Below are 25,532 nucleotides of genomic sequence, written 5' to 3'. Positions count from 1 at the left end.
CACATCATCCCTGCGCGGAAACGTGTACTGAAAGAGAGAGATAGCATGCGTCACCTGTTACGCCGCATCGGCTTTTACCTGATCGCGCTATGGGCCTCCATAACGCTGAACTTTCTCATTCCACGACTTGTCCCTGGTAACCCGGCCCAGGTGCTGATTGCCAGGTTGCAGGGACGTATCGATCCACGCGCAGTACATGCGATGGAGATTGCCTTCGGCGTTAGCCATGCAAGCCTTTGGAGCCAGTACGTCGAATACCTTGGGAACCTGGCCCACGGAAACCTGGGCATCTCGGTCACCTACTTCCCTACACCCGTCGCGACCGTCATCGCGCAGGACCTACCCTGGACGCTCGCGCTGATGGGAACAGCCGTTGTTATCAGTTTTGTATGTGGTACATTGCTGGGTATCATTGTCGCCTGGAGACGCGGTTCGCCGCTGGGTGTTTTCCTGCCACCGGTGCTTACCTTCTTCTCCGCCATCCCATACTTCTGGCTCGCGCTCATCACACTCTACGTGCTTGGCTTTGTTCTCAACTGGTTCCCGCTCAACGGTGGATACGACCTCTCGCTTGCGCCGGACCTGAATCCAGATTTCCTCTTGAGCGTCCTGCAGCACGCCCTTTTGCCTGCCCTTACCATCGTCGTCAGTTCTATCGCCGGGTGGATGCTTGGTATGCGCAACGCAATGATGACCTCGCTTTCCGAAGACTACGTGCTGATGGCGCAGGCGAAGGGACTTCCCGAGCGCCGGGTGATGCTTACCTACGCGGCCCGCAATGCTATCTTGCCAAACATTACCGGTTTCGCGCTCTCACTTGGTTTCGTCGTTGGCGGCGCATTGCTCACAGAGATTGTCTTCTCCTATCCAGGCATCGGCTTTGCCCTGCTACAAGCCGTGCAGAATTCCGATTACGCCTTGCTACAAGGTATCTTTCTCATCATTGCAGTCGCCGTCCTGGGAGCCAATTTCCTGGCCGACCTGCTCTATGTTGTATTGGATCCGCGTACTCGACAGGAAAGGGGTTAGCTCATGCAACTCGATGAACGAAAAGCAGAGTCAGGCGTCGCGCAGGCGCCACCGTCATTGCTTTCTACAAAAAGAAGCGTAGCGACAAGAAACGTTCCTATAAATACACAGGCAGTGGGGATGATGCGGGGACTTCGGACAGTAGGAAGCTGGCTTGCCGCCAACGGCAAAGTCACCTTCGGCCTGAGCATTATTGTTTTTTTCTTCCTGGTTGCCATCCTGGGACCTCTCTTGATCCAGCAGAGTCCCACCGCCTTTAGTCCCGACGTGCTTCAACCCCCTTCGGCAGCACACTGGCTCGGCACCACCCAGACCGGGCAGGATGTCTTCGCCCAGGTAATAGTCGGCACACGCGTATCGCTATTGCTCGGATTCGGCGCCGGACTCCTGGCAACCATCGTTTCGGTTATCGTTGGTTTGACTGCCGGCTATTTTGGTGGTTTCATTGATGACGTGCTTTCACTCCTTATCAACATCTTTCTCGTCATCCCTGCCATACCGCTGGCCATTATCATGGCGGCTTATTTGCCTTTCCGCGGGCCACTGCCTATGGCCATCATCGTCACCATCACCGGCTGGGCCTGGGGGGCGCGCGTGCTGCGCGCGCAAACCCTCTCGATGCGCAAGCGGGACTTCGTCGAAGCAGCACGCGCCAGCGGAGAAAGCAGGCTGCGCATTGTCTTCGTCGAAATTCTCCCCAATGAGATCGCGATTGTGGCCGCGGGCCTCGTTGGTACCGTGATTTACGCCATCCTGGCCCAGGTTGGACTCGAATTCCTGGGCCTGGGTGACGTCACCACCATCAGCTGGGGCACCATCTTTTACTGGGCGCAAAACAATGAAGCATTGCTGCTGGGAGCGTGGTGGTGGTTCCTGGCCCCTGGATGCTGTGTGGCGCTGCTTGGAGCAGGACTGGCGTTCATCAACTTCGGTATCGACGAGTTAGCCAACCCACGCTTGCGCAAGGAACGCAAGATAAAGCAACCCGCGCCGGCAAAAAAGGAGGCAGTATAATGGCCATACAGGTACGAATGAGCACGCTATTAGAGGTAAAACACATCAGTGTGGACTACGTTTCCGCAAAAGGAACCGTTCATGCCGTCAACGATGTAAGCTTTGCCATCGAGCCGGGCCAGATCTTCGGACTGGTCGGAGAAAGCGGCAGTGGCAAGTCAACCCTTGTCTACGCCATCGCCCGCCTGCTCCAACCACCCGCGGTCATCACTCAGGGACAGGTGTTGTATTACCCTACGATGCGAACAGGAAGCGAAATCTCCTCGCATGCTGGAGCAGTCGATGTTCTCGCGCTGAACCCGGCCCAGTTACGAGCCTTTCGATGGCGCGAACTCTCCATCGTCTTCCAAAGCGCGATGAACGCCCTCAACCCCGTTCTGGATATTGGCACGCAAATCACCGACGTACTGCGCGCCCACAATCCGCGCATGACGCGTAATGAAGCCCGCTCGCGAGCGCTGGAATTGTTGCAACTCGTCGGTATTGCCCCGGATCGCCTGCGTAGCTACCCCCATGAACTCAGCGGGGGCATGCGGCAGCGAGCGATTATCGCCATTGCCCTTGCCCTCAATTCAAAGCTGATCATCATGGACGAGCCAACCACCGCCCTGGATGTCGTCGTGCAACGTGATATCCTGGCCCAGATTCTCAGATTGCGCAACGATTTAGGCTTCTCGGTCATCTTCATCACGCATGACCTCTCACTCCTGCTGGAAATTGCCGACACTATCGCCATCATGTACGCGGGCCGCATCGTCGAAATGGGAACACGGGAAGAGTTGCTTCGCACGCCACGTCACCCCTACACCCACGGGCTGCTGCATTCATTCCCAAAGCTGCATGGTCCTTCTCGCAGCTTAAAAGGCATTCCCGGCTCACCGCCCGACCTGCGTTCAATACCATCGGGATGCGCATTCCATCCCCGTTGCTCGTTCGCTTTCCCAGCCTGTCATAGCAGCGTACCGGCATTGCTGCCCGTGGCATCGAAAAGGCCGAAAGCGCCCGCCCTGGAGACGTTATCCACCGCGCATGGTCCCTGCGTCGCCTGCCATCTCTACGATAACGATCTGAATCCTGGGAGCTTACCCCACAATCTGGAGTCTGAACATGTCAACTAACATGCCGCAGGCATGTCATTCTGAGCGAAGCGAAGAATCTGCACACCACAATCTGGAGTCTGAACATGTCAACGAAGATCGCAACACCAACTACTGAAGAACCCATCCTGGAAGCAGTACATTTGAAAAAGGATTTTCCCGTGCATAAGGTCAAGCTCTTTGGCACGGCACAGGCAGTCCATGCCGTCGAAGATGTCACGCTGGCGCTGCGTGCCGGTCACGCGACAGCCCTGGTAGGAGAAAGTGGCAGTGGCAAAACCACCGTCGCTCGCCTCTTAGCAAGGCTCTACGCTCCCACTTCCGGCGTCATTCGCTACCGGGAGCAAGTGATCAAAGCCGGCGGAGAAAGGGCCTTACGGGCGTACCGCCGCCACGTACAAATAGTCTTTCAGGACCCATTCTCATCATTGAACCCCATGCATACTGTGCATCACCACCTTAGCCGCCCCCTGCGCATATATGGACATGCCCGCAACGCTTCCGAGGAAATGCAACTCATCGCATCGCTACTCGAAAGAGTAAACCTCACCCCGGCAGAGCAATTCATCCCCAAATTTCCTCACCAACTCAGTGGCGGACAACGGCAGCGTATCGCCATCGCCCGTGCCCTGGCAGCCAGACCCTCAGTCCTTCTCGCCGACGAACCCGTCTCCATGCTCGATGTCTCCATCCGGCTCGACATACTCAATTTACTCACCCGCCTCAAAGAAGAAGAGCAGCTGGCGCTCCTGTATATCACACATGACCTCGCCAGCGCCCGCTATTTTGCCGGCGAAACGCTCGTTATGTACGCCGGTCAAATGGTCGAGGGCGGCCCCAGCGAAGCACTCATCCAGCAAGCAAAACATCCCTATACCCAACTCTTGCTCTCGTCGGCCCCCGATCCCGACCGCTTCGGCTCAACCGGCCCACAAGCCGATCACAAAATATCACCCTGGATACCGGCAAAACAGGTCGTGAGTGGAAATGGCAGCGGCGATATACCCAGCTTAATCAAGCCCCCTGGCGGCTGTCGCTTTCACCCTCGCTGTCCTCACGCCATGCCTATCTGCCAGCAACAGTTTCCGCCGCGCACCGAATTGGGCAAGGGCCACTGGGTCCACTGTTTCCTCTACGGTGGAACCCGACCAACCGATTCCACAGCTGTGCCGTAGGGGCCGATTCACCGTACACCGCGCCGATTGATCGGCCCCCGTACATCGCCAGACTATTTTGGTAAAACTCAATAGCCGTAGGGGCGTACCCTGGTGGTCGCCCGCTACAAAAGAACATCCACTCAAGGAGAACAAATGAGCATCATTGATCACCTGAAACCAGCAACCAGCATGAATTCTTCCGCAGATCTCGTTTTCCCCACAGACTTTCTCTGGGGCGCCGCCACCGCATCGTATCAGATTGAGGGCGCGGCACATGAGGATGGGCGTGGTCTATCTATCTGGGATCGGTTCGCGGCCATTCCGGGCAAGGTCCAGCGAGGAGAGAACGGGGATATTGCCGCCGACCATTACCACCGTATGCCGGAGGATGTCGCCCTGATGGCCGAACTCGGCCTCAACGCCTATCGCTTCTCCATCGCCTGGCCGCGCATCCTTCCCCAGGGAACAGGAGCCATCAACCAGCGCGGCCTGGATTTTTATGATCGTTTAGTCGATTCACTCCTGGCGCGAGGAATCACGCCTTTTGTCACCCTCTACCATTGGGATCTCCCGTTGGCCCTCCATGAGCAAAACGGCTGGCTTAATCGTCAGACCGCATTCGCTTTTGCCGACTTCGCGGAGGTAGTCGCGCGGCGACTGGCAGATCGCGTCGACTACTGGACCACGCTCAACGAGCCCTGGTGTTCGGCCTATCTGGGTTATGAAACCGGCGTACATGCTCCAGGTATACGCGATAAGCAAGCGGCTTATATAGCGGCTCATCATCTCTTGCTCGCGCATGGCCTTGCCCTCTCACGCCTGCAAGCACACAGGCGAAAATCTACCCGGCTAGGGATTACGCTGAATCTGACGCCTGTTTATCCCGCAAATAATGACCCTGAGACCCTACATGCGGTAGAGCTGGCAGATAAAATGAGCAATCGTTGGTTCCTCGATCCCATCTTTCGCGGAACCTATCCCGAAGGCCTCTTCGACGACGCAGGAGTTGCCCCTCCGCCAATCGAGGATCGCGACCTCGCCATCATCGCCACCCCCATCGACTTCCTGGGCGTCAACAACTACTCACGCACGCTTATTCGTGCCCGCACAGGAGAAAACCAGTTGGGTGACGGCGCGGCCACCGCCTATGAACAGGTCGCCGCCGGACCCCACTCCTCCTACACAGCTATGGGATGGGAAATATATCCGCAAGGACTGACAGATGTACTCGTGCGCGTTCATCGTCAGTATGCTCCTCGTTCCATTATCGTCACAGAAAACGGCGCCGCCTTCCCCGATCACTGGGACGGCAACGGCACCGTCAGCGATCCACAGCGCCTCCAGTACCTCAGTGAGCATCTACAGGCGCTCGGCAAAGCGCGCGCGCAGGGCGTCCCCGTGCAGGGCTACTTCGTCTGGTCGCTGCTCGACAACTTCGAATGGGCCGAAGGCTACAGCAAGCGCTTCGGCATCGTCTATATCGATTATCCCACCCAGCGCCGCATCATCAAAGACAGCGGGCGCTGGTACGCCGCCTTCATCGCAGCACAACGCCGGCAGCTCCCCCACCCGTAGGAACACTCTCTCCCTGATACTTTTTTGTTGCGAACGAGCGGTCGTGGACCCGAGAAGGACGACCACAAGGGTCCCCGCCGCTCCACCCCTTACCCCCGCCCATACTATGACTCCATGCCCCGGCGGAGTTGTCCCGTGATCATAGTAAGGGCGGAAGCGGCCTGGGATGGGGATGTAGACCCTTGTGATCACCCTCCAGCGGGTGAGGCATTTCTGCCCTCATCAGAAAACGTGGCAGGGCAAGAGGTAGGGACAACGCCTCATGGCTGGCCCAGCAACGGCCATTGATAGGCGCTCAGCGCGCTCATCTTGCCCTGGTTCACCGTCTTCCAGTCGCTTTGCAAGATGCCACCGGTATCCCCCGAATCGGCATTCCACGCCCAGTAAGCATAGCTGATCCCTTGCGTATGCAGGTACGATATCAGGGTCCGCTGCCATACACCTTCAAGATCTCCACCCATCGAAGGTCCGCCGAACTCCCCAACAAACAACGGCGCAATGCCATCCTTTTGTAAATAGCCCCAATGCCTGTCCCAGAGGGCCGGCAACGTCTGCGTAAGCACAGCTGGGCTTGAAACCTTGAACCACTGCTCATCATACACACTTGGGCCGTAGTCATGGGCAGAATACACCAGCTTGTCTCGAATCGAAAGCACCACCGGATGCTTCGCTGCCCCCTCCAGATTTCCTCCCCACCAGTAAGAATCGCCCTGATAGAGATCGATGCCCTGCACGATAATCAGCCAGTCCCGATTGACAGCCAGAATAGCATCTCCAGCCTGCTCAGCGGCCAATCGCCAATCCGTGTAGGGATTGTCATCGCCCCACGTCGCCGGATAGTGCGGTTCGTTGTCAAGGTCAGCGCCGATCACTGTATCATTTCCCCGGTAGTGTCGCGCCAGCATCACCCAATCATCTATCCAGCGCGATTGTGGATACGCGGCGTCGTACCAGAACGCGGAACGTTCATCGGCAGAGGCATCGTGATGATCAAGGATCACCCTTAAGCCGGCCTTACGCGCCCCCTCGATAATCTTATCCATCAGCGCTAGCCCGTGCAGACCCCTCAGATCAGGGTTCAACCGATAGTTGATACCTTGCGGCACGCTTGACGGGTCAAAGAGTTGATCGGAAAACGGCAGGCGCAGCGTATTGAAACCCAATTGCGCCATCTGCTTCAGCATAGCTTGCCAGTTGCGAACTCCCAGTCCATGCGGCGCAAAGCTACTCGTCTCAAACCCAAACCAGTTCACCCCCGTAAGATACACCCGGCACCCTGAAGCATCTACCAACTTCGATGCAATCGCCGTCAGAAAACCCGCGTCATGGTTGGATTGACATGGTTCAGCAGGTCTCTTCGCCACAAAGGTAGTGCTTTTCCTCGTCACAGTCAATGCAGCAGGAACACTCCTGGCAGAGAGGCAGACATAGAAAAGTACCATCCCCGCGGCAACTACAAGCAACAGGAGCTTCCGACTCCGAAGAATATCTTTTATCATAAAGGAATGTCTCACCCCTGGTTTTCCTTTCATCACGAACCTCCTCCGTGGTTAGCGAAGGAATACACGATTACGCTTTTAAAGGGACAGATACATGACTGTCCAGGTGTCAACATACCTGACCATACGCGCGTGATAGAGCATCAGCACATCGCTCACCCGTTTTAGCTGCCTGGAACTCGACAGCCGCACCATAAGCATGTGATTTCCCTTGCGGGCCTCCTGTAGATAGACCTCACCAAAGCTCTCGTCTAAGAAACCATAGAGGCTCGTGAGCATTTTTAAGAGAGAATTCTGGTGCTCTCGCTCGCGCTCAACGGCAGCTACATAATCCCAGCAAGACATCACGTGGATATCTCCAGAATTATGCCCATCGGCTCGCAGCGTGTGAACGGCTTGCACTAAATCGTACAAATTATCAAACACACAATGCACATAGTTGCGCGGAAAAGGAGCTGGCGGAATGCTCTGCTGAGAGGATACAAGCGCCTTTTCATCTTGATGTTGATCATATTTCTGTTGATAAGACCTCAAGAGTCCCGCCTCCTTTCACTCAGTCTCTAACCCATAGATAGTCAAACTCGTTTGTGTTCCCACAAAAACCTTGCCACCGGCAATCGTGGGCACAGAAAATTTCACATAGCTATCCAGCCCATCGCGTGCCGCATCCTGCTCGCTGTTGTAAAGCTCTCTGCCGATATTTGTCGCGTCATAGGCGCGCAGCACCCCCGGCCCGCTCGGTACGCAGCCAGGCCCATCACAATTGGCGGGACTGATCACCCACACAATTCCGCTGCCGGGGACACGCGCGTTGCTAGAAATCGAGGGTGTTGCGCCGGGATAGCCATATGATTCTGCTGTCTGGGCAGTTGCTCTGGCAGAAAGCGTATCCCCATTCAACTGAAAAGCCTTCAGGTGATCGCCTGCCTCCCCAACATACACCAGCTGGCCGCTCGTAGCTGTGCCAACCCAATAGGCCGGAATGCCGAAAAAGCTATCCGTGGAACTCGCCGGCAGTTCCTGCAAGACTTGATCAATATCAGTGCGTCCTTCTTCTCTAGAACCACATTGCAGTGAAGCGCCTGCATAACCGTGGAACCCGCCCATATGATCCCGGTCAAGCACATAGATCCGCCCCTCCTTTCCCACTCCAATAAGCAGGTTTGGATGAATCGTATAAAGCTGTTCTGGTAAGAGCAAGACTCCTCCCGCCCCCAGGTCTCCATCCCTGCCACTTAAACACGCCTGGTTGAAAGGAGTAAAGTAGTCGGAAAGCACAAGGCCATTGCGCGTATTCAACTTCACGAAACTATCCCCAGCATCGCGTTGACCCTGCTGAGCCAGGTCGAAGCTGCCATTCCCCACCGTCAAATAAACATTGCCCTCAGTATCTGCCGCCGGACCAGCTCCACCCATCCACACTCCGCCTTCCTGGCCATCAGGCGTCGTATTATAGACAGCCACTTGCCGGAATGCCCTGCCATCATAGGTGTAGCCTATCACCCAACCATGATAGGGGTCTGTATCACCAAACCCTGCCCAGGCAATGTAGATCACCCCATTCGCCAATAGCAATGCAGGGCGCTGATTGGCCTGCTTGCTATTCAATGCTATCAACGAGCTGCTTGCGTTCACCCTGTCATAGCCCTTGCCCTTCACGAAAGCGGAAATAGTCACCGGACTGCCGGCCCGATCCTTGCCTGTCGTGATATCGAGCGCGTGCAAACGCTGCACATATTGATAGCCGCGTTCCTTCGTCATTGCCACCACATACATCGTGTTAGCGGCTCGATCAATAACCGGAGTTCCGGTAATACCCACAAAAGGCTCGATATCTTGATGTGGATACTTCTTAAAGAGATCCGTCGCGGGAACGCTTGTCACAGATGAGGGATGCAGGAAGCTTGTCTTCCACAGCGGAGCTTCCGCGTGTCGCTGATCGGCATCAAAAGCATACACGCTGTCATTTTCTGTCGCAACATACACTACGTTATACTGGCGCCCGCGAATACCGAGATGAGGAACAAAGAGCGGTTGCGTATAGACCTGCCCATCAACCGGATAGGAGACCAGCTTCCCAAAATGCTGGACATTCACATTACCGGTATTGAGTAACGTCTCATCGAGGTTTTGCCCGCTGCGGAACGTATCATTGTGATAGGTTAAAACAGCCCCCCCGCTGGAAGTGAACAAACCCAGGTCAGGGGTAAAATCGGCATGAGAAAAGTCAGTGATATATTTAAAAGCAACACCTATCAAGTAGGCGCCTACAAAGAGCAGCAGGAGAGCGCTACCGCCGAACATCCTCGCAGGCAGTACATCACGACCGCGAACATTGACGCGCATAGAGGCTCCTTTCTGCTATGATTCTTCCCCTTCGTTCCTCAGGGCTTCGGCTCACGCGCTCAACATGACACGGCTAGAGTATGAGGGAAGGCGTCATGAAAACGTTATGAGCGTCGTTATGAGGGAGCAACGAAGCCTTGATTAGCCCTCACTCGTTGCCACCGACAACTCTCGCTGCGAGCTATGCTGCGCTTCCGGCACCGCTGAATGCAAACGGCACGCACCGGGCAGGTAGGGTTTAATCATTTCACGCATCCGTCTTTGCAATTCGGAAATTGGCCACGTCGCATCCATCACCGTCAAACCAAACTCGTCTATCATTGCCTCGTATTCATTCACGACGCGCTGCTGGAAGCGTTTGAAGCTCTCAAGTGGATCGTTGCTCAATCCCACGTCCAACCCCGCCTCGTAATAATTCAATTCTGTACGTCCCGCCAGGATACGGTTGAGCGAGACTTCCAGGGGAATACGATAGTAGAAAGCAACTGCCGGCTTCACCGCGAACTGGTAGAGTTCGCGCACCCAACAATAGTCCACGCCGCGCGCCGCGTCATGGGCAAAAGCAGAGTAGCTATAGCGATCCGCCAGCACAATAGCCCCGGCCTTGAGTGGTGGAATAATATCGTGTTCTGTGCGAGCGGCAAAGTCCGTGGCATGCAGTAAACTGAAAGTCGTCGGCGTCAGCAACTGCTTCTTCAGCGCCTTCTTCGTCGTTCGTCTCACCAGCGGCGATGAATTCCACTCGCTAGAAAAAACGAGATAGCCCTCACTGATGAGCCATTGACGAAGCAGAGCCAGCTGCGTGCTCTTGCCCGAACTACAAATACCCTCCACAACAAACAGGCGACCTGGATACTCACGCGATCCATATCTCTCCATAAGCAATCCTTCCACGGTGACATGTCATGCTGAGCGAAATAAGCCGAATCCCTGAGCGGAGCAAACACAGGGCATGTCATTCTTCGCTTCGCTCAGAATCTATGGTATCACTACCGCGCTTCGTTCTCCCGGCCATGCCTGTCAGCGAACACCTCCAGAAGGCTATCAATAATAGCTCGTGCCGCAAGCGCGCATAAAGCCATGCGCTGTGCTACTGTCTGGGGCGTATCTACTTCGGCGATGCTCATCACGGGAATGATAGTGCCGTTATCAATAATGGCCAGGCGAATCATACCCTCGGCTGCATCAAGAGGCAGAGGAGTGCTTTCGAATTCCTGCTCAGATCGTGATGTACGAGTAAAGCTGCTTTTCAGGATGTCATCCAGCTCTGCTTCCGCCAGGTTCTGGTACAAACCGGCGCTATAGTTTTCCCCTATATCATCGTTCATAAAAACGGGAAAGGGAGATGGCTGGTCGTCTTTATGCATATGCTGATCTCCTCGCATGCTGATGTAATGCGAAACCGGCTCGATACCCATCTACTCCTGTAGATACTCCCTTGTATCCAGATGAAAAAGAAGCCGCCGTATCTCTCTACCTACCCTTCCTCAAACACACACCATCGAAGTGTAGAATCGAATGCCTGAAAAACGCACCTTTAGAACACACTATTTTGTGTGCTCTTATGGCAATCAAACACGTGAGCTGGCAGGGCCTTGTAGTGTGTTTACACTATTTCTTCGGGGGTAGGGGCTAGATTATGCTTTAACAAAATAATGCGGCACGCGGGCCAATTTCCACACCATTTTGTTAAACAACATCACCGCGCCCACGGGCGGGGGAATCGCCAGGAATACGGTGACCCCCAAAGGATGGAGAGCCAAAAGCAGTCTATTTACAGCATACGTTTTTGTTCCGTGGATATTATAGTGGATGCGTACCCATCAACCGGGGACTCCTAACCACGGGTCTACTAAAGGCGTTGCAAGAAGAACTTGATTTTTGCTGGGAGTTGAATATGGATGTACTGGTGACCATTCTCATCGTTGTTATTGTTCTCATCCTCCTGGGGGCATTCATCGTCAACAGCTTTTTTCAGCGGCCAGCCGCAAATCGGCGAGCGGGAGAACTTCTCCGTTCTATCTTGACCCCTGAACAATACAAACAATTGATCGAGCGTGGCTATATCGACATTCCCAGCCCCAGCAATCCAGACCGCGTCTATCGCATACCACATTCAGCCGGTCGAGTGCAGGTGAGAGAAAAGGGGAAATTAACCATGTATCTCTGCCTGCAACCTCATGAGTCAGTACCCGATGCCGACACCGTGGTCATTCACAAGCTCATGATCGAGGCGGATGAAGAAGCCTACCTGCAAAAGGCGAACCGCTTCATCCCGTTTTTACTTCATTACGCCGATTCGTAGCGATAGGAAATAAAAAATCTCCATCCTTTGGGGAGAAGTCCCTGGCACTTCCTCTCAAAGGATGGAGACCTGCATGATTGACTGCGAACAGCCCGGGTAGCAAGAGGAAACTCGCCAGGGATATCCCTGGCATTAGCGCATTTATCCCCCCACAACGCGCGGGACCATAACAATCTGCTCGGCCTGGGCGTCAAAGTGCCCCAGCCGCTCAATCGGTTTGCCCGCATCAACTCGATACCCCGTCGAGCCTCTGGCCTGCTCTTGCGTGAAGATCCGTTCTGCTTCCCGGACTGCTGCCTGCGCCTCGGGGTTACCAGCCAGCACCTCCTGCTCATTCCATTGCAGTCGATCATCTCCGCGTTTTGATATCACTCGCAACATTCCCATTACCGTTTTTCTTCCTTTCTTCCTCACCTTTTATCATTGCCAGCCTGTCCTTCTCTCACCGTAATGCATGTCATTCTGAGAGAAGCGAAGAATCTCAGTCCTCTCGATCCAACTGCACGAAAAGAGCATGCATGTCATTCTGAGAGAAGCGAAGAATCTCATGCTTGCGCAACTTGACAACCCAGAACGGAATTGCCATATTTCGAAGGTATGCACTCCAAACCCGGAAGAAACCATACCACCAGTTGTAGTGTAGTAGCTCCAGGCTCAAATGAAATCCTCAAAACACACTGTTCCCCCTTTCGGACGGCAACATTCATCAGGAGCGAAGGTCCTCTCCTTTAGATCAGTTGCGCAGCTGGAGTCGTCTGCCAAATTACTCCGCAACACGCACACTGGACGGAGCAGCAACAAGCTCTACCTCGTGGTACTGAAACCACAAGGGTTCCTTTAGATAGACTCCTTCCAGCGCAACCAGGTAAAAACAAAAGGGGTCGTCTCGATCATCCGCGATCCGGTGGATAGACCGGATCGTCCCTCTCAGCCCGCGAAAAGGACTCTCATTGATTACCCAGACCAGGCTCCCTTCTGGAAATACTTCTACCCCACGCTCTCTCTTCTCCTCCTATGACGATCTCCCCTCTATAGTGGGGAAGATCGTATCGCTATCTTACCGTTTTTATACAACGACCTTTTCCTGTGCCGGCTCTGGCTTGCTTTCCAGCGCGGCTGTATCAATCCTGCCACGACCGAAGGCATCGATACGCCCCCAACGCCCAGGGATGTCGAGCAATTCGATCTCCCCAAGCTGACTGGGGATGGCCGGATCAACCACCAGGTGCTCACCCACCGGCTCTAAGCCAAGTATCGCCCGCAGCAGCAAGAGCGGAGCCCCGCTGGCCCACGCCTGCGGACTACACGCCGTTGGGTATTCCACCGGAAATTCGGTCAGATCGCGGCGGTAGCCCGCAAATGCTTCCGGCAGCCGTCCCTTGAAGTAGCTTGCCGCCTCGAACATATTCATCGCCACCCGTGCTGCCTCTTCGCGATAGCCATAACGCCTCAGACCCATCGCGATCAACGCATTGTCGTGTGGCCACACCGTACCTACGTGATAGCCAATCGGATTGTAGCCCCCCTCGCCTTCCGCCATCGTCCGCACGCCCCAACCAGAATACAGTCGAGGACCGAGCAGGTGCGTCACAATCGCCTTCACTTTGTCTTGCTCGACGATGCCGCTCCACAGCAGGTGACCGATGTTCGAGGTCAGCGCGTCAACCTTGCGCCCATCTCCATCAATCGCCAGCGCGAAGCACTGGCGGTCCGCCAGCCAGAAGTCTTGATTGAACCGCCGCTTCAGTTCCGCCGCTTCCTTCTCTAAGCGCTCGGCCAGCGCGGGATCATTCCAGAATTCTCGTGCCAGGCGCGCGCAACGCCTCTTTGCATCGTAAACATACCCCTGAATCTCGCAGGTAGCACGCGGCAGGCGTGAAAGCGTGCCATCGGCAAACAGGATCGAATTCCAGGAGTCCTTCCAGCACTGGTTCTCCAATCCCGTCTGCTGGTTGCGGCGCGCATATTCGACATAGCCATCGCCATTGCGGTCTCCATACTCATCAATCCAGCGCAATGCCGCTCGAGCTTCCCACTCTAACTGCCGTACCAGCTCGACGTTACCGGTCCAGCGCTCGACCTCATCAAGCAAAATGAGAAATAGAGGCGTGGCATCGGCGGCCCCATAGTAGGGCGAGTGGGGCCGTTCCTCGAAGGCGGTCATCTCACCAAAGCGGGCCTCGTGCAAGATCTTCCCAGGTTCCTCGTCGCGGAAATCATCGATCCGGGTTCCCTGACGTTGGGCCAGAACACGCAGGGTAGCTACCGCCGCACTCGAGGCGAACGGGAGCGCCTGGTAACTGGTAATCAGACTGTCTCGACCGAAAAGCGTCATGAACCAGGGTAAGCCGGCCGCTGGAACCGCCTGTCCTCCCAGCGCTAGCGGATAAAAGCGCAACGACGCCAGGTCGATAATACTCCGGCGATAAGTGACCGGCAGAGCAGGCCAGTCACACGAAAGACGCGGGATAGCCTCACCGGCCTTCTGGAGATTCTTCTTCACGGTGGATCGCGAGCGTTGATCTCCGTGCCCATAGGTGGTCTCCTTGCGATACTCCCCGAAGCCTGTTAAGGCAACGACGACATTCAGGCAGGTTGTCCACTCACCATGAGGATCGATATGCACCGTGAAGCTCAAACCGTGTTCGTCAATATCGGCTTTCGCGCTGGCCGCGATCAAGGTCTCACGCACAAAGTGGTCACGACGATAGCCGAGTATCAGGCGATCAGGCTCGATGCGATGGTAAAATGCTCCTTTCTTCTTCAGGGCATCTTTGACCTCGAACAGATCTGCAAAGTCGGATCCTGCCTCCATACGCACCTTGAGATCGACCGGGGTATCTTTGTGATTGAGGATCGTCAAATCCTCATGAAAGCCGTTACCGACTGCCCGCTTGCGAATGATGGACAGATCAGCGTCTACATAAATGGTACCGGTTCCTGGAACGAGGAAGTATTGTACGTAGAAGTAATCGAGATCATCCGTCGAGAGGACATTGAGGCGCAGACCGTCTACCGTCAGGAGCCAGCGTGAAAGAAAACGGGTATCCCAGGCAAATAGCCCCAATGTCTCCGTTGGCGAGGCATCGATGTCTCCACGCAAGTCACTGACCACAAAATTATTTCCTTCGAGAACACTGATCGTTTTCTCGCTCATGAGTCATGCCCCTCTTTCTTTCCCTGTGTACTGCCGGCCAGGCTTTCATCGGGAAAAAGGCGCTGGAACAGCAGCGCCAGCCCAAGATCACCTCTCACCTGCAGCTTCCCTTGCAAAAGTAACGTGGTGGGATTCTGCTGTCCCACCACCATACGGTCAAAGTCTTCGCGACTGCACACAAGCACACAGTCTGCCCCTGCTCCCTCTCTGCTCACTGACAGCGATCCGTTCTTCGTGACGACGTACCAGCTTCCCTCACCGGCAATATCAAAGCGGAAGCTGCCAGAGACATGATGAAGCAAGGGTTCGTTGCCACGTTGAGCCAGGTGCTCGAAGAAAGTAGTCGTCGTATTCGCCATAGTTCACCTCACGGGAGGCACTCCCCAGTCGTAGCGCTTCAGCGTTGCGACCTGACAAGGATGGGCCCCATTCCTGTTATTCCATTGTTGCGTTTCTATCAGAGGCTCGTTTCATAGCCCCTATCCCTTGAGTGTACTCGCCTGGGAGCGATGAGACATGCTTAAAACACACTGTTTTACGAGCTACGTTAGGGGTCACGTATGTGAAAGAGCGGATGCCTGTATAACGGACTCATACCATCCTGTTGCGGAATAGCCTGGCGAACGAAACTCGTAAGAGAACTCCTACAAGTTTCGTTCGGCTTGCTAATCCCCCCTACACGAACAGCCAGCAACGTAGCACTCCTGCTACGCTCCAGGCCTGCATAGAAGATCCGGCTGGCGTGAAAGGAGGTTACGGCTCCGTGATGACCTTTTCCTCTAGTCAAATAGGAAGATCAGGCGCGTACTCTCATTCCTTTGATTAGGACAAGACTGATTGCGTGTGTGAATGCACTATAACGTATACAGGGCAGAAATGCATGCTGTAAACACACTGTTTTTTTGCCCCAATCACGCTCGCCTCCGCTCCCACTATTCCTGCCCTTGATCCAAGCAATGATGACAAAGCGCGATACTGTCTATAAAAGACAGGTCTGCCAGGCATGGGTACTTCACTGTGTAACCAGAATGCCAAGCGATCTGGCAAGCATAATAGCACTCCGGCGATTGTTCACACTGAGTTTGCGATAAATACTATTGGTATGCACTTTGACCGTTCCTGGTGTGACGACCAGTTCACGGGCAATCTCTTTGTTCGTCAAATTCCTGTTGAGCAAGCCCAGGATTTGTCGCTCGCGGTTGGTCAAGAGTTCTGGACCCTCTTGCTGTAGCCGCACTTCCTCGGAAACAGGCCGCGAGGATTCGGATTTGAACGCCATCCGGATCTGCTGCAGATAAGCCGCGAGGGGGGCATCTATCATCTGTTGCGCTTTGCGTGGTTTGCGCAGTTCTGGTAGCATCCTGGCTAATGATGGTAGGTCGGCAAAGGTACGAATAAACCTGCCGGAATGTGCCAGAGTAAGCGCCCGTTTCAGCGCCTTTAACGCTTCGGTCTCATGGCCTTGTATCCGATAAGCCCATGCTTGCATAGCCAGTACTTTGATAGTCATACGTCTATTGTGGCTTGATTCTGCATGCTGCAAGCGCTGGCTAAGGAGCGCTTGAGCCTGTACTGCACCCGGCTCGTCACCTCTGGCGAGTAACAAATGAGCCTCGGTGCAATCAAAGAACAGTATCGAGCCTGGCACTGATTGATCTCTTGCCATTACAGACCATATCTCAGCCGACTCCACATCCTCCTGGAGCAAGGCTAATTGTGCCTGGAAAGCATAGACAGTTACTAATTCGCGCATGTTCTGCTGTTCTAAAACCCATTCCAATAAGGTACGAGCAATCTCCTTCGCCTGGCTACTCAATCCTTGTGCCTGATAGGTGAGGGCTAAACCGCATAGAGCATCACGTACAGCAAAAAAATGGGCATGGTGCCGATTAGCGATCACTGTGTTGAAGTGATTCACCGCCATATCCAACTGGTTCCATTCATAATGCACCACTCCTAACAACAGGTGGGCCCAGGTCTGGCTCAACGCCAGGTCGGCTTGCCGGGCAACCTGAAGCAGATGTCTTGCTGTCTGTTCGGCCTGTTGCAGTTTTCCCGCATTCAAGTAAATGATGGCCTGAGTGAAGAGTAGACGAGCAGTGACGCTATGACGCGCCGATTGGTCTCTCAGGGCTTTATTGAGTTCAAAGAGCGCCACATCTTGCTGCCCGCTGGCTTGCCTTGAAAGTGCCAGGATTGAAAGGGCATGACTTGCTATATATTCATATTCGGGCGGAATCCATTCCAGCGCTGAGTGGGCACTCTCCAGACTTGCTTCTATCTGCCCCGTAAAGAACTGGAACTGGCTCCAGACGAGCGCAAGGAATGCACGCAGAAACCAGTATTTAGCATTATCTGGATCACCTGCATCCCTGAACTGGAAGTCTAAGCGTTGCTCGGCAGTCATCAATAGACCTGGTAGCTCCATCAAGCGGCCATGAACGTGCTTGAGCCAGGCACGCGCCAGCAGCAATGCCGCACTCCCCTCTCGCTGCTCCTCCTCCAATCGCTCCAGCCAGCCCTCCATCTCCTCGACTCGCTCCTCTTCCAGAAGCCGCCTCACCTGCCCCTCCACCAGTTGTACCGCTCGCTCTCCCTCTCCCGCCGCCTGCGCCTGCTCCACCGCCTCGACTATCTCCCCCCGGCTCGCATACCACTCACTGGCTCGCCGATGCCAGCACGCGACCTCGGCCGCACTCCACTCCTCGCGCACCCGCTGCTCCAGCACCTGCCGCAGCAGCACACGATACCGGTACCAGCCCGGTTCTCCCTCCTGCCTCGGCTCTACCAACTGCGCCTGCTCCATCCATCCCAGCAATCCTGCCACCGACTCCCGGCTCTCCTCGCCCTCCAGGAGCCGCGCACACAACGACTCATTGAATTGCTTAAGCAGCGCCGTGCCCAGCAGCACCTGCTGCACCCGCTGCGGTTGTTGCAGCAGCACCTCTTCCAGCAGGTAGCGCCGGCTGGCACTATCGGGCACGCTGCTCCAGTGCTGCAGATACGCCGCCGCGTCTGCCGCCTGGCGCAGTCCCAACGCCGCCAGGCGTACCAGCGCGACCCAGCCCTCCGTGCGCTGCCACACCACCCGCGCGCTCGCCCGCGCCCGCTCGCCCCCCACCAGCGCGGCCAGCACCGCCTCCGTCTCCTGTTCCGTCACGCACAACTCGGCTCCCCGCACCTCCTGCAGCCAGCCCCTGGCTCGCCAGCGCACCAGCGGCAGCGGCGGGTCCCAGCGGCAGGCCAGGGCCAGGTGCAGTCGGGGCGGCAGGTGCTCCAGCAGCGCCGCCAGCAAGCGCTGCACCCCGTCACGCTGCATGAACTGATAATCATCCAGCACCAGCAACGCCTCGCCCGGCAAAGCAGCCAGGTCTGCCAGCAACGCGGCGGCCAGCGGCTCGATGTCAAGGCCCTGCTGGCTGGCCAGCAGCCGGGCCGTCGCCGGGCAGGCCGTGGGAAAGCAGGTGCGCAGGGCGGCCAGCACCAGGCGCACAAAGACCGCCAGGTCTTGATCCCCCGGCTCCAGCGCCAGCCAGGCCACCGGCCGTCCACAACGAGCGGCCCAGTGCGCCAGCAGGGTCGACTTGCCAAAGCCGGCCGGGGCGCACAGCAAGGTGAGTCGGCCAGGCAGCCCGCTTTGCAAGCGGGCGATGAGCCGCTGGCGCACCAGCAGGTCCTCGCTGAGCACGGGTCGCTGGAGTTTGGCCTGCACCAATCCCTCCGCCCGATCAAGCGGAAATCCTATCCCATATGCCGGGCGCAAGGAGGCGGAAAAGCACTCCGCGGACACGTCGATCAGATCGGTTGTAGTATAGCCACTAATGAGCCGTTCCACCGCGGCTTGCAGTCGTGAGAGCGTGAGTGAACGGCTGGGGCCCAGGGGAATATGGTAGAACCGGCCCTTCCAAAAACGAGTAGCGCTCCAATCCTGATCATTGTAAATGGAACTGCTCTTACGCGCGGTAAAGCTTCCTACATGATCGGTGAAGAGAAAAGCGGTATTCTGGTCCAGCCAATCATACCAGGCAGGGGTACCAACGACAATCGGATCTGCTTTGATTGACAATTGGTATAATCGGCCCCCTCCCACTTGCGCAATAATCTGGTGCATAGCGGTATCCTATGTAGTCACAGATAAATATCTCTACTTTATATCTTCCCACACGATTATGAGCATATACAATAACTTGTTACATTTGCAAGAGTGCCTTTTTCTAAACAGGCATATTAGCACCAGATTTAAAGAATCCGCCTGGTAAGCTTCATTAAAGCAAGCAGGTATGGAAAGCTGCGCAGTATGAAGAGCGGCTACGAGCGGCCTGAAAAAAGGGAGAAGCAAGCTTCTCTCTAACATCACAATTTGATCACGATCAAATTAGTCACTATACCAGTTGGCACTCTAGCGCGTAGCGAGCCACGGCACTACGCGAATTGACCCCCAACTTGCCATTTTCGTCCCCCTAATTACTCGCGTCATCATTTTGCTATATGGGATTGGAGAGCGAGCGCAAGGGCCTGCCCCACCACATGTAGGGTAGGAGCGCACCCTTGTGGTCGCCCTCCAATCGAGCCTCCCATCCACTACAACACCCGCCCCTGCCGGTTACGGCTGGAATTTGAATGATTGGAGTACTGGCTGGAAGTAGGTCGTGTTCGCTGCGTTGAACATCGATTGCGGCGCACTATACGCAATTGTATACCCCTGGCTCGCTGGGGAGTTTGCCGGATGAATAGTGGCCATTACAACTGAGTGCATCATAGTATTGGTAGCATTCAATCGTTGAGTTCCAGAAACCGATTCCTGATTCCAGGTAGTGCCTCCTACCGTCGTAGTAGGCGGTGCCGGTACTATTTGTACATTCTTCAACGGAACCTTTTGTGCGTTTACCGCGGCATTCAGAAGCGAAGCCGCGCTGGTCTTCCCATGGACATCCGGCACTACCGTGAACGTTATCTTGATAGTACCGGCACCATTCGTCAAGATAACCAGGTGCGGGTCAGATTTACTCACATGTAAACCTGGGGGATAACTTATCTTGAAGCCATTGCCCTCAAGTGCCACTAAAGCACCTCGTGTGTAAGCCGGGGTTGGCGTCGTTATGTGTGTCGAAGCCGATTGAGATGTCGAGCTACGTGACGGGCTGCTACATGCAGCCACTAACGTTGCAACAAGCAGCAAACCGCATGTCGCCAGTGTCGTTTTGCTCAGAGCACGCTTTAATCGGTTGTGCATACTATTGTCCCTCCTTCATTAGAGTAAAGAATGGTTTTTCACCCGTACAATCAGATTATCAATATACCGAAACGGAAATGAATATGTATGCTTAGAACGCGCTATTTTTTACCTGGAATGGGCGCAAGGCCAACGGAAAAATAGTGCATTTTAAAGATGCATTCTCATTCACACATCAGTAAACTGAGAACAGCGAAGACGATGTCATTCCCAATCAGATAGACCCGAATCCATGTGATCGCTCCGAGCCTGCAGGAACAGCGCCTGGGGTCTGTCCGCCTCGTGAGTTAGAAGCTGGAGATCATCTATGGAAGAACTCAATCAATTGGTAGAGGAAGGAGTCGCTCCTCATGAGAGTACTCCCTTTCGTAGCACCACCAGACCCGGGTATGGGTCTCTGAGTGCGAAACAGATTGGCGACTATACCCTGCTGCGCCGTCTTGGACAGGGGGGCCACGCCAGCGTCTACCTGAGCATGAATACGTATTTGAGGACTCGGGTAGCGCTTAAGCTGTTGGACGACTTTCTTGCCAGCGAGGAGGATGTCAAGCGTTTTCATTTAGAAGTCTACCTCCTATGGCACTTACAGCATCGACACATTGTGCGCATGCTCGATTTTAATATTGCGCAGGATATGCCTTTTCTGGTCATGGAGTATGCCCCCATGGGAGACCTCGGGCAGCATTTCCCCAAAGGGAGCGCATTCCCCGTACACACCATTGTGCCTGTTGTCTTACAGATTGCAAGCGCATTGCAGTACATTCATAATGTGCAGTTGATTCACTGTGATGTCAAACCGAGTAATATTTTATTAGGAACGAAGCAAGACGCCTGGCTCACTGATTTCGGCATTGCTCATGTAATGCGGGCAGGAAAGAGGGCCTCCCCCAGCGTGGCTAATAAATTAGTAGGAACACCTCTCTACCTATCTCCCGAACGTATCGAGGGAAGTCCGCTGCCGGCAAGTGATCAGTATTCTCTGGCAGTCATGGTCTATTGCTGGCTCTGCGGCTCTGAACCATTTTCGGGGACGGGCTTGCAGATCTGCCTGCAACACCTGTCAACCCCTCCACCTTGCCTGCGTGACTTCGTCCCCTCCATCTCACTTGCCGTCGAGCGTGTGGTGCTCAAAGCGCTTGCCAAAGATCCAAAGCAGCGTTTTTCCCACGTGGGAGAGTTTGCGGACGCTTTGAAAGAGGCAAGTCTGGCCGAAAGAGGTTCAAGCGCTCCCAGATATATGATGTCATCACCTCAGGTGCCCGGCTTCACGTTTAATCGGGCCGGGTATGGGAAACCGCAAAGAACACCCGTCGCGAACACAGGATAAAACGAGCCAGTCTCCTCTGCCAGGCAGTACTCATCACCCGGCAGAGGAGAGAGCCTCCGGTTCTCACGGAATTGCGAGAACTCTCTTAGTCGCTTAAATGATCGAAAGCGACCTGTAAGTGTTCCGGGCCACGCAAGGCAGCATTTCTCCGGTAAGGTGGCGGGTCGGTGACCAGTCGCGGGCCATCCAGACGCCGTGCGAGCGCCTTTAAAGCCGTCACCGCTTCACGCCGTGCAAGGGGTGCGCCAATACAATAGTGGTCGGCACCACCAAAGCCAAGATGCTCGTTATCGTCCCGCTCAGGCCAAAAACGATCGGCATCGACGAAGCGCGCCGGGTCGCGATTTCCCGAAGCCAGTAACAGCACAACCGTCGCCCCTCGTGGAATGGTCACACCGGCGACCGGTATATCGGCAAGCGTTGTTCGCGTGCGAAACTGCACCGGCGGATCGTAGCGCAAGACCTCTTCTACCGTCGGGATCGCCAGAGTCGGGTTACGACGCAGGCTATCGAACACCTCTGGATGCCGTAGCAGCGCCAGCATACCGTTCGTGATCAAATTGACGGTCGTCTCATGGCCGGCGATTAACAGCAATTGCATCGTCGCCAGTAGATCCGATTCAGGCAAGCGACCATCCGGGTCATCTCCAATCACCAGGCTAGAGAACAAATCATTTTGGGGGTGCGCACGGCGTGTCGCGCTCAGTTGTTTCATATATTCACGCATCTGTGTGCGGCTTTGTATTGCCTGCTGCACCTCCGCATCGCTTAAACTTTCTTGCGGATCAAGCGTGCGCACCAGCGCCGAAGACCAGCCACGAAAGCGTGGTTCGTCCTCGCGCGGCACACCGAGCAACCTGCAAATCACCGTCACCGGCAGCGGATACGCAAAATTCTGCACCAGGTCGAACTGATTCTGCTGCTTTCTGGCATCGAGCAGATCATTGACCACCTGTTCGATTTCCTCTTGCATGCTCGCAATCCGTTGCGGTGTAAACTGATGCATCACCAGCCTGCGCAGCCACGTATGCTCAGGAGGATCGGTTAAAATCAATGGAGGCGTGGCTGCCTCCGTCGCAGTATCCAGGGTTCTAGCCGGGTGCGCGCTCTTACGCGCATCAGAGCTGATGCGCGGATCGCAGAGCAGCATGCGAATCTCCTGGTAGGTACTGACGACATAAGTCCCACCCTCCTGCACCGAAACCGGCCTCTCGCGCAGGCGGGCGTAGAGCGAGTAGGGATTGGCCCGACTGGTCGGGTCGAGTACTCGCTCAAAGAGTTTCTCTATGGGAATAACAGCTGTCTGGGTCATGAACGCACTCCTCCCATTTGTACTTCTTGCAGAGGGAATTGCTGCTCCATACCGGCCCCGTTCGCATGCAGTGTTACGAGGGGTGGCGCGCCAGGCGGGACACGTGGATCCAGCAGCCTGAGCGCTTCTCCCTCAACCCGCTGTTCCGGCGTGTTCGGGCCAGCACCCGTAATCATGGCGCCCGCATCAGGGGTGGCGTGCCCCGGCTCCGGAAAGCCTGCTGGCAAGAGTTGCAACTCCGTCGGCCCGTCTGATGCATGCAGATCTGGAGGGAACGATGCACGGGCCTCAATCAGCGCTTGATAGGTTGGCAAGAACCTGGGTGCGTTAGCGGCCAGCACAGCCACCAGGCGGCCCTTTCGCCCGTAAGCAGCGACCAGGCGGCGCTCCTGCGATGATGCCTGGGTCAGAACAATCGTATCGGCAAAGCTGGGCAAACCAATCGCCTTAATATTGGTGCCAAACTGGTTGGACCAGAAGGAGGGCAGATGCTTATGCGCGCGGCGCCTCGCAGGTGTGGCGAGCATGTTATGAGCCGCCGTCTCTGCCTGGGTGACCGCGTTGCTCCAGTGTTCGACCACCAGGAGCTCGCCGTCATAGAGTGGATGAGGCCAGCGCGCCACATCCCCTGCCACAAAAATGTCATCTGTAACTACTCCATCTGCATCGAAGGCACGGCAAGCGGCATCGCACGCCACGCCACGCCCATCAGCGGCCAGTCCTGCACCCCGTAACCACTCAACATTGCGTAGGGAACCAAGGGCCACGACGGCTACTTCCACATCCAGTTCGTCTCCATCAGAGAGCTGGGCCCGGCGTAGCTTCTTCTGGGCATCTCCCTCCAGAGCCAGAACCGTCGTATTGCAGCGCAAATCCACCCCATGCCGGCGCTGTAAAGCCGCGGCATAGGCACCGGCGGCCTGACCAAGAGCTCCCTGGAGTGGGGTCGCGCCGCGCTCCGTGACCGTGACTTCCAGGCCGAGTTCGCGGCAGGCAGAAGCCACCTCAGAGCCGGTGAAGCCGGCGCCAATGACCAGCACACGTTTGGGTTTCGCTGCTAATCGCGCATGAAGCCGGGCTGCATCATCACGCGTGCGTACCGTGAACACTCCATCGAGTGCTGCTTGTTCCTTATCCGGCCAGGGACGGGCTCGCACGCCGGTAGCGATCAACAGGCGATCGAAAGAGACCTTGCGCCCATCAGCCAGTTGCACCTGCCGGTTGGACAGATCGAGCGCTGTAGCTCTGGCGCCCAGCAGCCATTCAGCCTCGATATACTGCCGCCGGGGCAGGGTAGTATGCTCATCCGAGATCCATCCGGCGAGGACGGATTTGGACAAGGGGGGACGGTCATAGGGTTCATAGGGTTCATCACCAATGAGGGTCAGATGGCCCGTAAAGCCTTCCGCTCGCAGAGTCTCCGCGGCGCGCAAACCGGCCAGGGAGGCGCCAACGATCACGATGTGGCCATTGGTGGAGCGGTTCGAGAAAGGGGCGGGGCTGCTCATCATGGCCTTGCTCCGGGATGCTGTGGTTGGGAAACGGTCTCAGGCTGCTCATCACGGTAATCCAGGGTGATGGCATGGACCGGGCAGGCGGCGGCAGCCCATTTGACCTGCTCACGCATATGGTCATCGGGCGCGCAGTCATATTCGAGGGCTTCTTCGCCATGGAAACGGAAGACGTTGGGGGCGAGAAAGACGCACTGTCCATAGCTCTGACAGCGCGTCAAGTCGACGATCATTCTCAAGTGAACGCTCCTTTCGCTTGTGTGGAATAGCGCAACGTTGTGTGTGAATGTATACCGGGAGGCGGTATTGCTTGCTCATGTATAAGGGAGGGGCCTCACTTCCCTATACGCAATACCTGTCCTCTGACACAAGTCTAGTCGTGCAAGAACAAAAATACATGCTTGAAACACGCTGTCTTTGTATCCTATGGTGAGCGACTATGCTGCCAGGCATGGCGTGTGATGGAGTGTGTTTACATCGCTTGACAGGAGACATTCACCGCAAAAAGATAGTGTGTTCTGGGGATGTAGTAGCGGCTTTGGATAAGTACACTGAGTGGGTCAGTGCATGCACAATTGGACCTGCTCCCCTCACCTGACCTGAGCGCGAGTGCGCGCCGCGACCCGGCAGCATGGCCTGTCGTTCTGTCTGACCGCGGCACAGGTGCCGCCAAGCAGCGGCGGTGGCAGCACACAGTAGGCTATGGCCGGGCAGACAGGGAGAGCAGGGCCGATTGCCGCATGTACCAGACATGATGTCAGTTCGTCACTTACGAGGGAAGAACCATGCTCACACCACTACAGCAACCGACGAGTCCCACCGCGCTAGCCTACCCAACGAGCAGCGATAGCCAGCTGGTGCAACAGGCCCTGGCCGGCGATCAAGCCGCCTTCGAAGCGCTGGTGCATCGCTACGAGGCCCCACTCTTACGCCTGATCGCTTTCTATGTCCACCAGTACGACGAAGCCCA

General features: G+C 55.7%; 22 protein-coding genes. 9 read left to right on the top strand and 13 right to left on the bottom strand.

Going from position 1 to position 25,532, the window contains the following annotated elements:
* The first annotated feature begins 45 nt into the window (after positions 1 to 45).
* The 5 genes from VFA09_03965 (at position 46) to VFA09_03945 (ending at position 5,872) form a co-directional block, all read left to right on the top strand.
* Positions 46 to 1,029: an ABC transporter permease gene (locus VFA09_03965; GenBank protein ID HZU66411.1), complete on the top strand. Its 984-nt coding sequence runs from the start codon at positions 46 to 48 to the stop codon at positions 1,027 to 1,029.
* Positions 1,030 to 1,032: 3 nt separating this feature from the next.
* Positions 1,033 to 2,043, top strand: coding sequence for an ABC transporter permease (locus VFA09_03960; GenBank protein HZU66410.1), 1,011 nt, complete (start codon positions 1,033 to 1,035; stop codon positions 2,041 to 2,043).
* Complete coding sequence (locus VFA09_03955) at positions 2,043 to 3,161, top strand: ABC transporter ATP-binding protein (protein HZU66409.1); 1,119 nt, start codon at positions 2,043 to 2,045, stop codon at positions 3,159 to 3,161. The genes VFA09_03960 and VFA09_03955 overlap by 1 nt, the downstream gene beginning before the upstream one ends.
* 65 nt (positions 3,162 to 3,226) lie before the next feature.
* Positions 3,227 to 4,315, top strand: a complete 1,089-nt coding sequence (locus VFA09_03950; GenBank protein ID HZU66408.1) for an ABC transporter ATP-binding protein — start codon at positions 3,227 to 3,229, stop codon at positions 4,313 to 4,315.
* Between the two features lie 135 nt (positions 4,316 to 4,450).
* Positions 4,451 to 5,872: a GH1 family beta-glucosidase gene (locus VFA09_03945; protein HZU66407.1), complete on the top strand. Its 1,422-nt coding sequence runs from the start codon at positions 4,451 to 4,453 to the stop codon at positions 5,870 to 5,872.
* Positions 5,873 to 6,132: 260 nt separating this feature from the next.
* On the opposite strand, the gene VFA09_03940 is transcribed toward VFA09_03945, so the two are convergent.
* The 5 genes from VFA09_03940 to VFA09_03920 all read right to left on the bottom strand — a co-directional run bounded on the left by VFA09_03940 (position 6,133) and on the right by VFA09_03920 (position 11,084).
* Complete coding sequence (locus VFA09_03940) at positions 6,133 to 7,404, bottom strand: glycoside hydrolase family 5 protein (protein HZU66406.1); 1,272 nt, start codon at positions 7,402 to 7,404, stop codon at positions 6,133 to 6,135.
* A 45-nt stretch (positions 7,405 to 7,449) separates the two neighbouring features.
* Entirely contained in the window at positions 7,450 to 7,905 is a 456-nt protein-coding gene (locus VFA09_03935) for a hypothetical protein (protein ID HZU66405.1), read from the bottom strand.
* A 15-nt stretch (positions 7,906 to 7,920) separates the two neighbouring features.
* Entirely contained in the window at positions 7,921 to 9,717 is a 1,797-nt protein-coding gene (locus tag VFA09_03930) for a hypothetical protein (protein ID HZU66404.1), read from the bottom strand.
* Positions 9,718 to 9,858: 141 nt separating this feature from the next.
* Entirely contained in the window at positions 9,859 to 10,596 is a 738-nt protein-coding gene (locus tag VFA09_03925) for a thymidylate kinase (protein ID HZU66403.1), read from the bottom strand.
* A gap of 110 nt (positions 10,597 to 10,706) precedes the next feature.
* Positions 10,707 to 11,084 carry a hypothetical protein gene (locus tag VFA09_03920; protein HZU66402.1) on the bottom strand — a complete coding sequence of 126 codons (378 nt, stop codon included), beginning with the start codon at positions 11,082 to 11,084 and terminating at the stop codon, positions 10,707 to 10,709.
* A 530-nt stretch (positions 11,085 to 11,614) separates the two neighbouring features.
* Here VFA09_03920 and VFA09_03915 point away from each other — a divergent pair.
* Positions 11,615 to 12,022 carry a hypothetical protein gene (locus VFA09_03915; protein HZU66401.1) on the top strand — a complete coding sequence of 136 codons (408 nt, stop codon included), beginning with the start codon at positions 11,615 to 11,617 and terminating at the stop codon, positions 12,020 to 12,022.
* Positions 12,023 to 12,163: 141 nt separating this feature from the next.
* On the opposite strand, the gene VFA09_03910 is transcribed toward VFA09_03915, so the two are convergent.
* The 5 genes from VFA09_03910 to VFA09_03890 form a co-directional block, all read right to left on the bottom strand.
* Complete coding sequence (locus VFA09_03910) at positions 12,164 to 12,409, bottom strand: hypothetical protein (GenBank protein ID HZU66400.1); 246 nt, start codon at positions 12,407 to 12,409, stop codon at positions 12,164 to 12,166.
* A 679-nt stretch (positions 12,410 to 13,088) separates the two neighbouring features.
* Positions 13,089 to 15,179, bottom strand: coding sequence for a glycogen debranching N-terminal domain-containing protein (locus VFA09_03905; GenBank protein ID HZU66399.1), 2,091 nt, complete (start codon positions 15,177 to 15,179; stop codon positions 13,089 to 13,091).
* Entirely contained in the window at positions 15,176 to 15,538 is a 363-nt protein-coding gene (locus tag VFA09_03900) for an SCP2 sterol-binding domain-containing protein (GenBank protein ID HZU66398.1), read from the bottom strand. The genes VFA09_03905 and VFA09_03900 overlap by 4 nt, the downstream gene beginning before the upstream one ends.
* Positions 15,539 to 16,191: 653 nt before the next feature.
* Entirely contained in the window at positions 16,192 to 19,290 is a 3,099-nt protein-coding gene (locus VFA09_03895; GenBank protein HZU66397.1) for a LuxR C-terminal-related transcriptional regulator, read from the bottom strand.
* Positions 19,291 to 19,782: 492 nt separating this feature from the next.
* Complete coding sequence (locus VFA09_03890; protein ID HZU66396.1) at positions 19,783 to 20,412, bottom strand: hypothetical protein; 630 nt, start codon at positions 20,410 to 20,412, stop codon at positions 19,783 to 19,785.
* A 307-nt stretch (positions 20,413 to 20,719) separates the two neighbouring features.
* On the opposite strand from VFA09_03890, the gene VFA09_03885 reads away from it, so the two are divergent.
* Positions 20,720 to 21,739: a serine/threonine-protein kinase gene (locus VFA09_03885; protein HZU66395.1), complete on the top strand. Its 1,020-nt coding sequence runs from the start codon at positions 20,720 to 20,722 to the stop codon at positions 21,737 to 21,739.
* Between the two features lie 85 nt (positions 21,740 to 21,824).
* Here VFA09_03885 and VFA09_03880 read toward each other — a convergent pair whose 3' ends face one another.
* From VFA09_03880 to VFA09_03870, 3 genes are read right to left on the bottom strand one after another with little or no spacing between them, the layout of a single operon-like run.
* The gene (locus VFA09_03880; protein ID HZU66394.1) at positions 21,825 to 23,051 is read right to left on the bottom strand and encodes a cytochrome P450; all 1,227 of its coding nucleotides are present in this window, start codon (positions 23,049 to 23,051) and stop codon (positions 21,825 to 21,827) included.
* Positions 23,048 to 24,562 (bottom strand): FAD/NAD(P)-binding oxidoreductase, encoded by a 1,515-nt coding sequence (locus VFA09_03875; protein HZU66393.1) that lies wholly within the window; start codon positions 24,560 to 24,562, stop codon positions 23,048 to 23,050. The genes VFA09_03880 and VFA09_03875 overlap by 4 nt, the downstream gene beginning before the upstream one ends.
* Positions 24,559 to 24,795, bottom strand: coding sequence for a ferredoxin (locus tag VFA09_03870; GenBank protein ID HZU66392.1), 237 nt, complete (start codon positions 24,793 to 24,795; stop codon positions 24,559 to 24,561). Before VFA09_03870 ends, VFA09_03875 begins: the two co-directional genes overlap by 4 nt.
* A 330-nt stretch (positions 24,796 to 25,125) precedes the next feature.
* Here VFA09_03870 and VFA09_03865 point away from each other — a divergent pair, with 330 nt between their 5' ends.
* Both VFA09_03865 and VFA09_03860 read left to right on the top strand, forming a co-directional pair.
* Positions 25,126 to 25,317, top strand: coding sequence for a hypothetical protein (locus VFA09_03865; GenBank protein HZU66391.1), 192 nt, complete (start codon positions 25,126 to 25,128; stop codon positions 25,315 to 25,317).
* Positions 25,318 to 25,347: 30 nt separating this feature from the next.
* Positions 25,348 to 25,532 (top strand): hypothetical protein (locus VFA09_03860; protein ID HZU66390.1); only part of this gene is annotated, 185 nt, incomplete at its 3' end.

It is taken from the genome of Ktedonobacteraceae bacterium (assembly GCA_035653615.1).
Lineage (GTDB): Bacteria > Chloroflexota > Ktedonobacteria > Ktedonobacterales > Ktedonobacteraceae > DASRBN01.
Note: the sequence above shows the minus strand (reverse complement) of the source record. Positions and strands in the feature narration are given on the sequence as shown.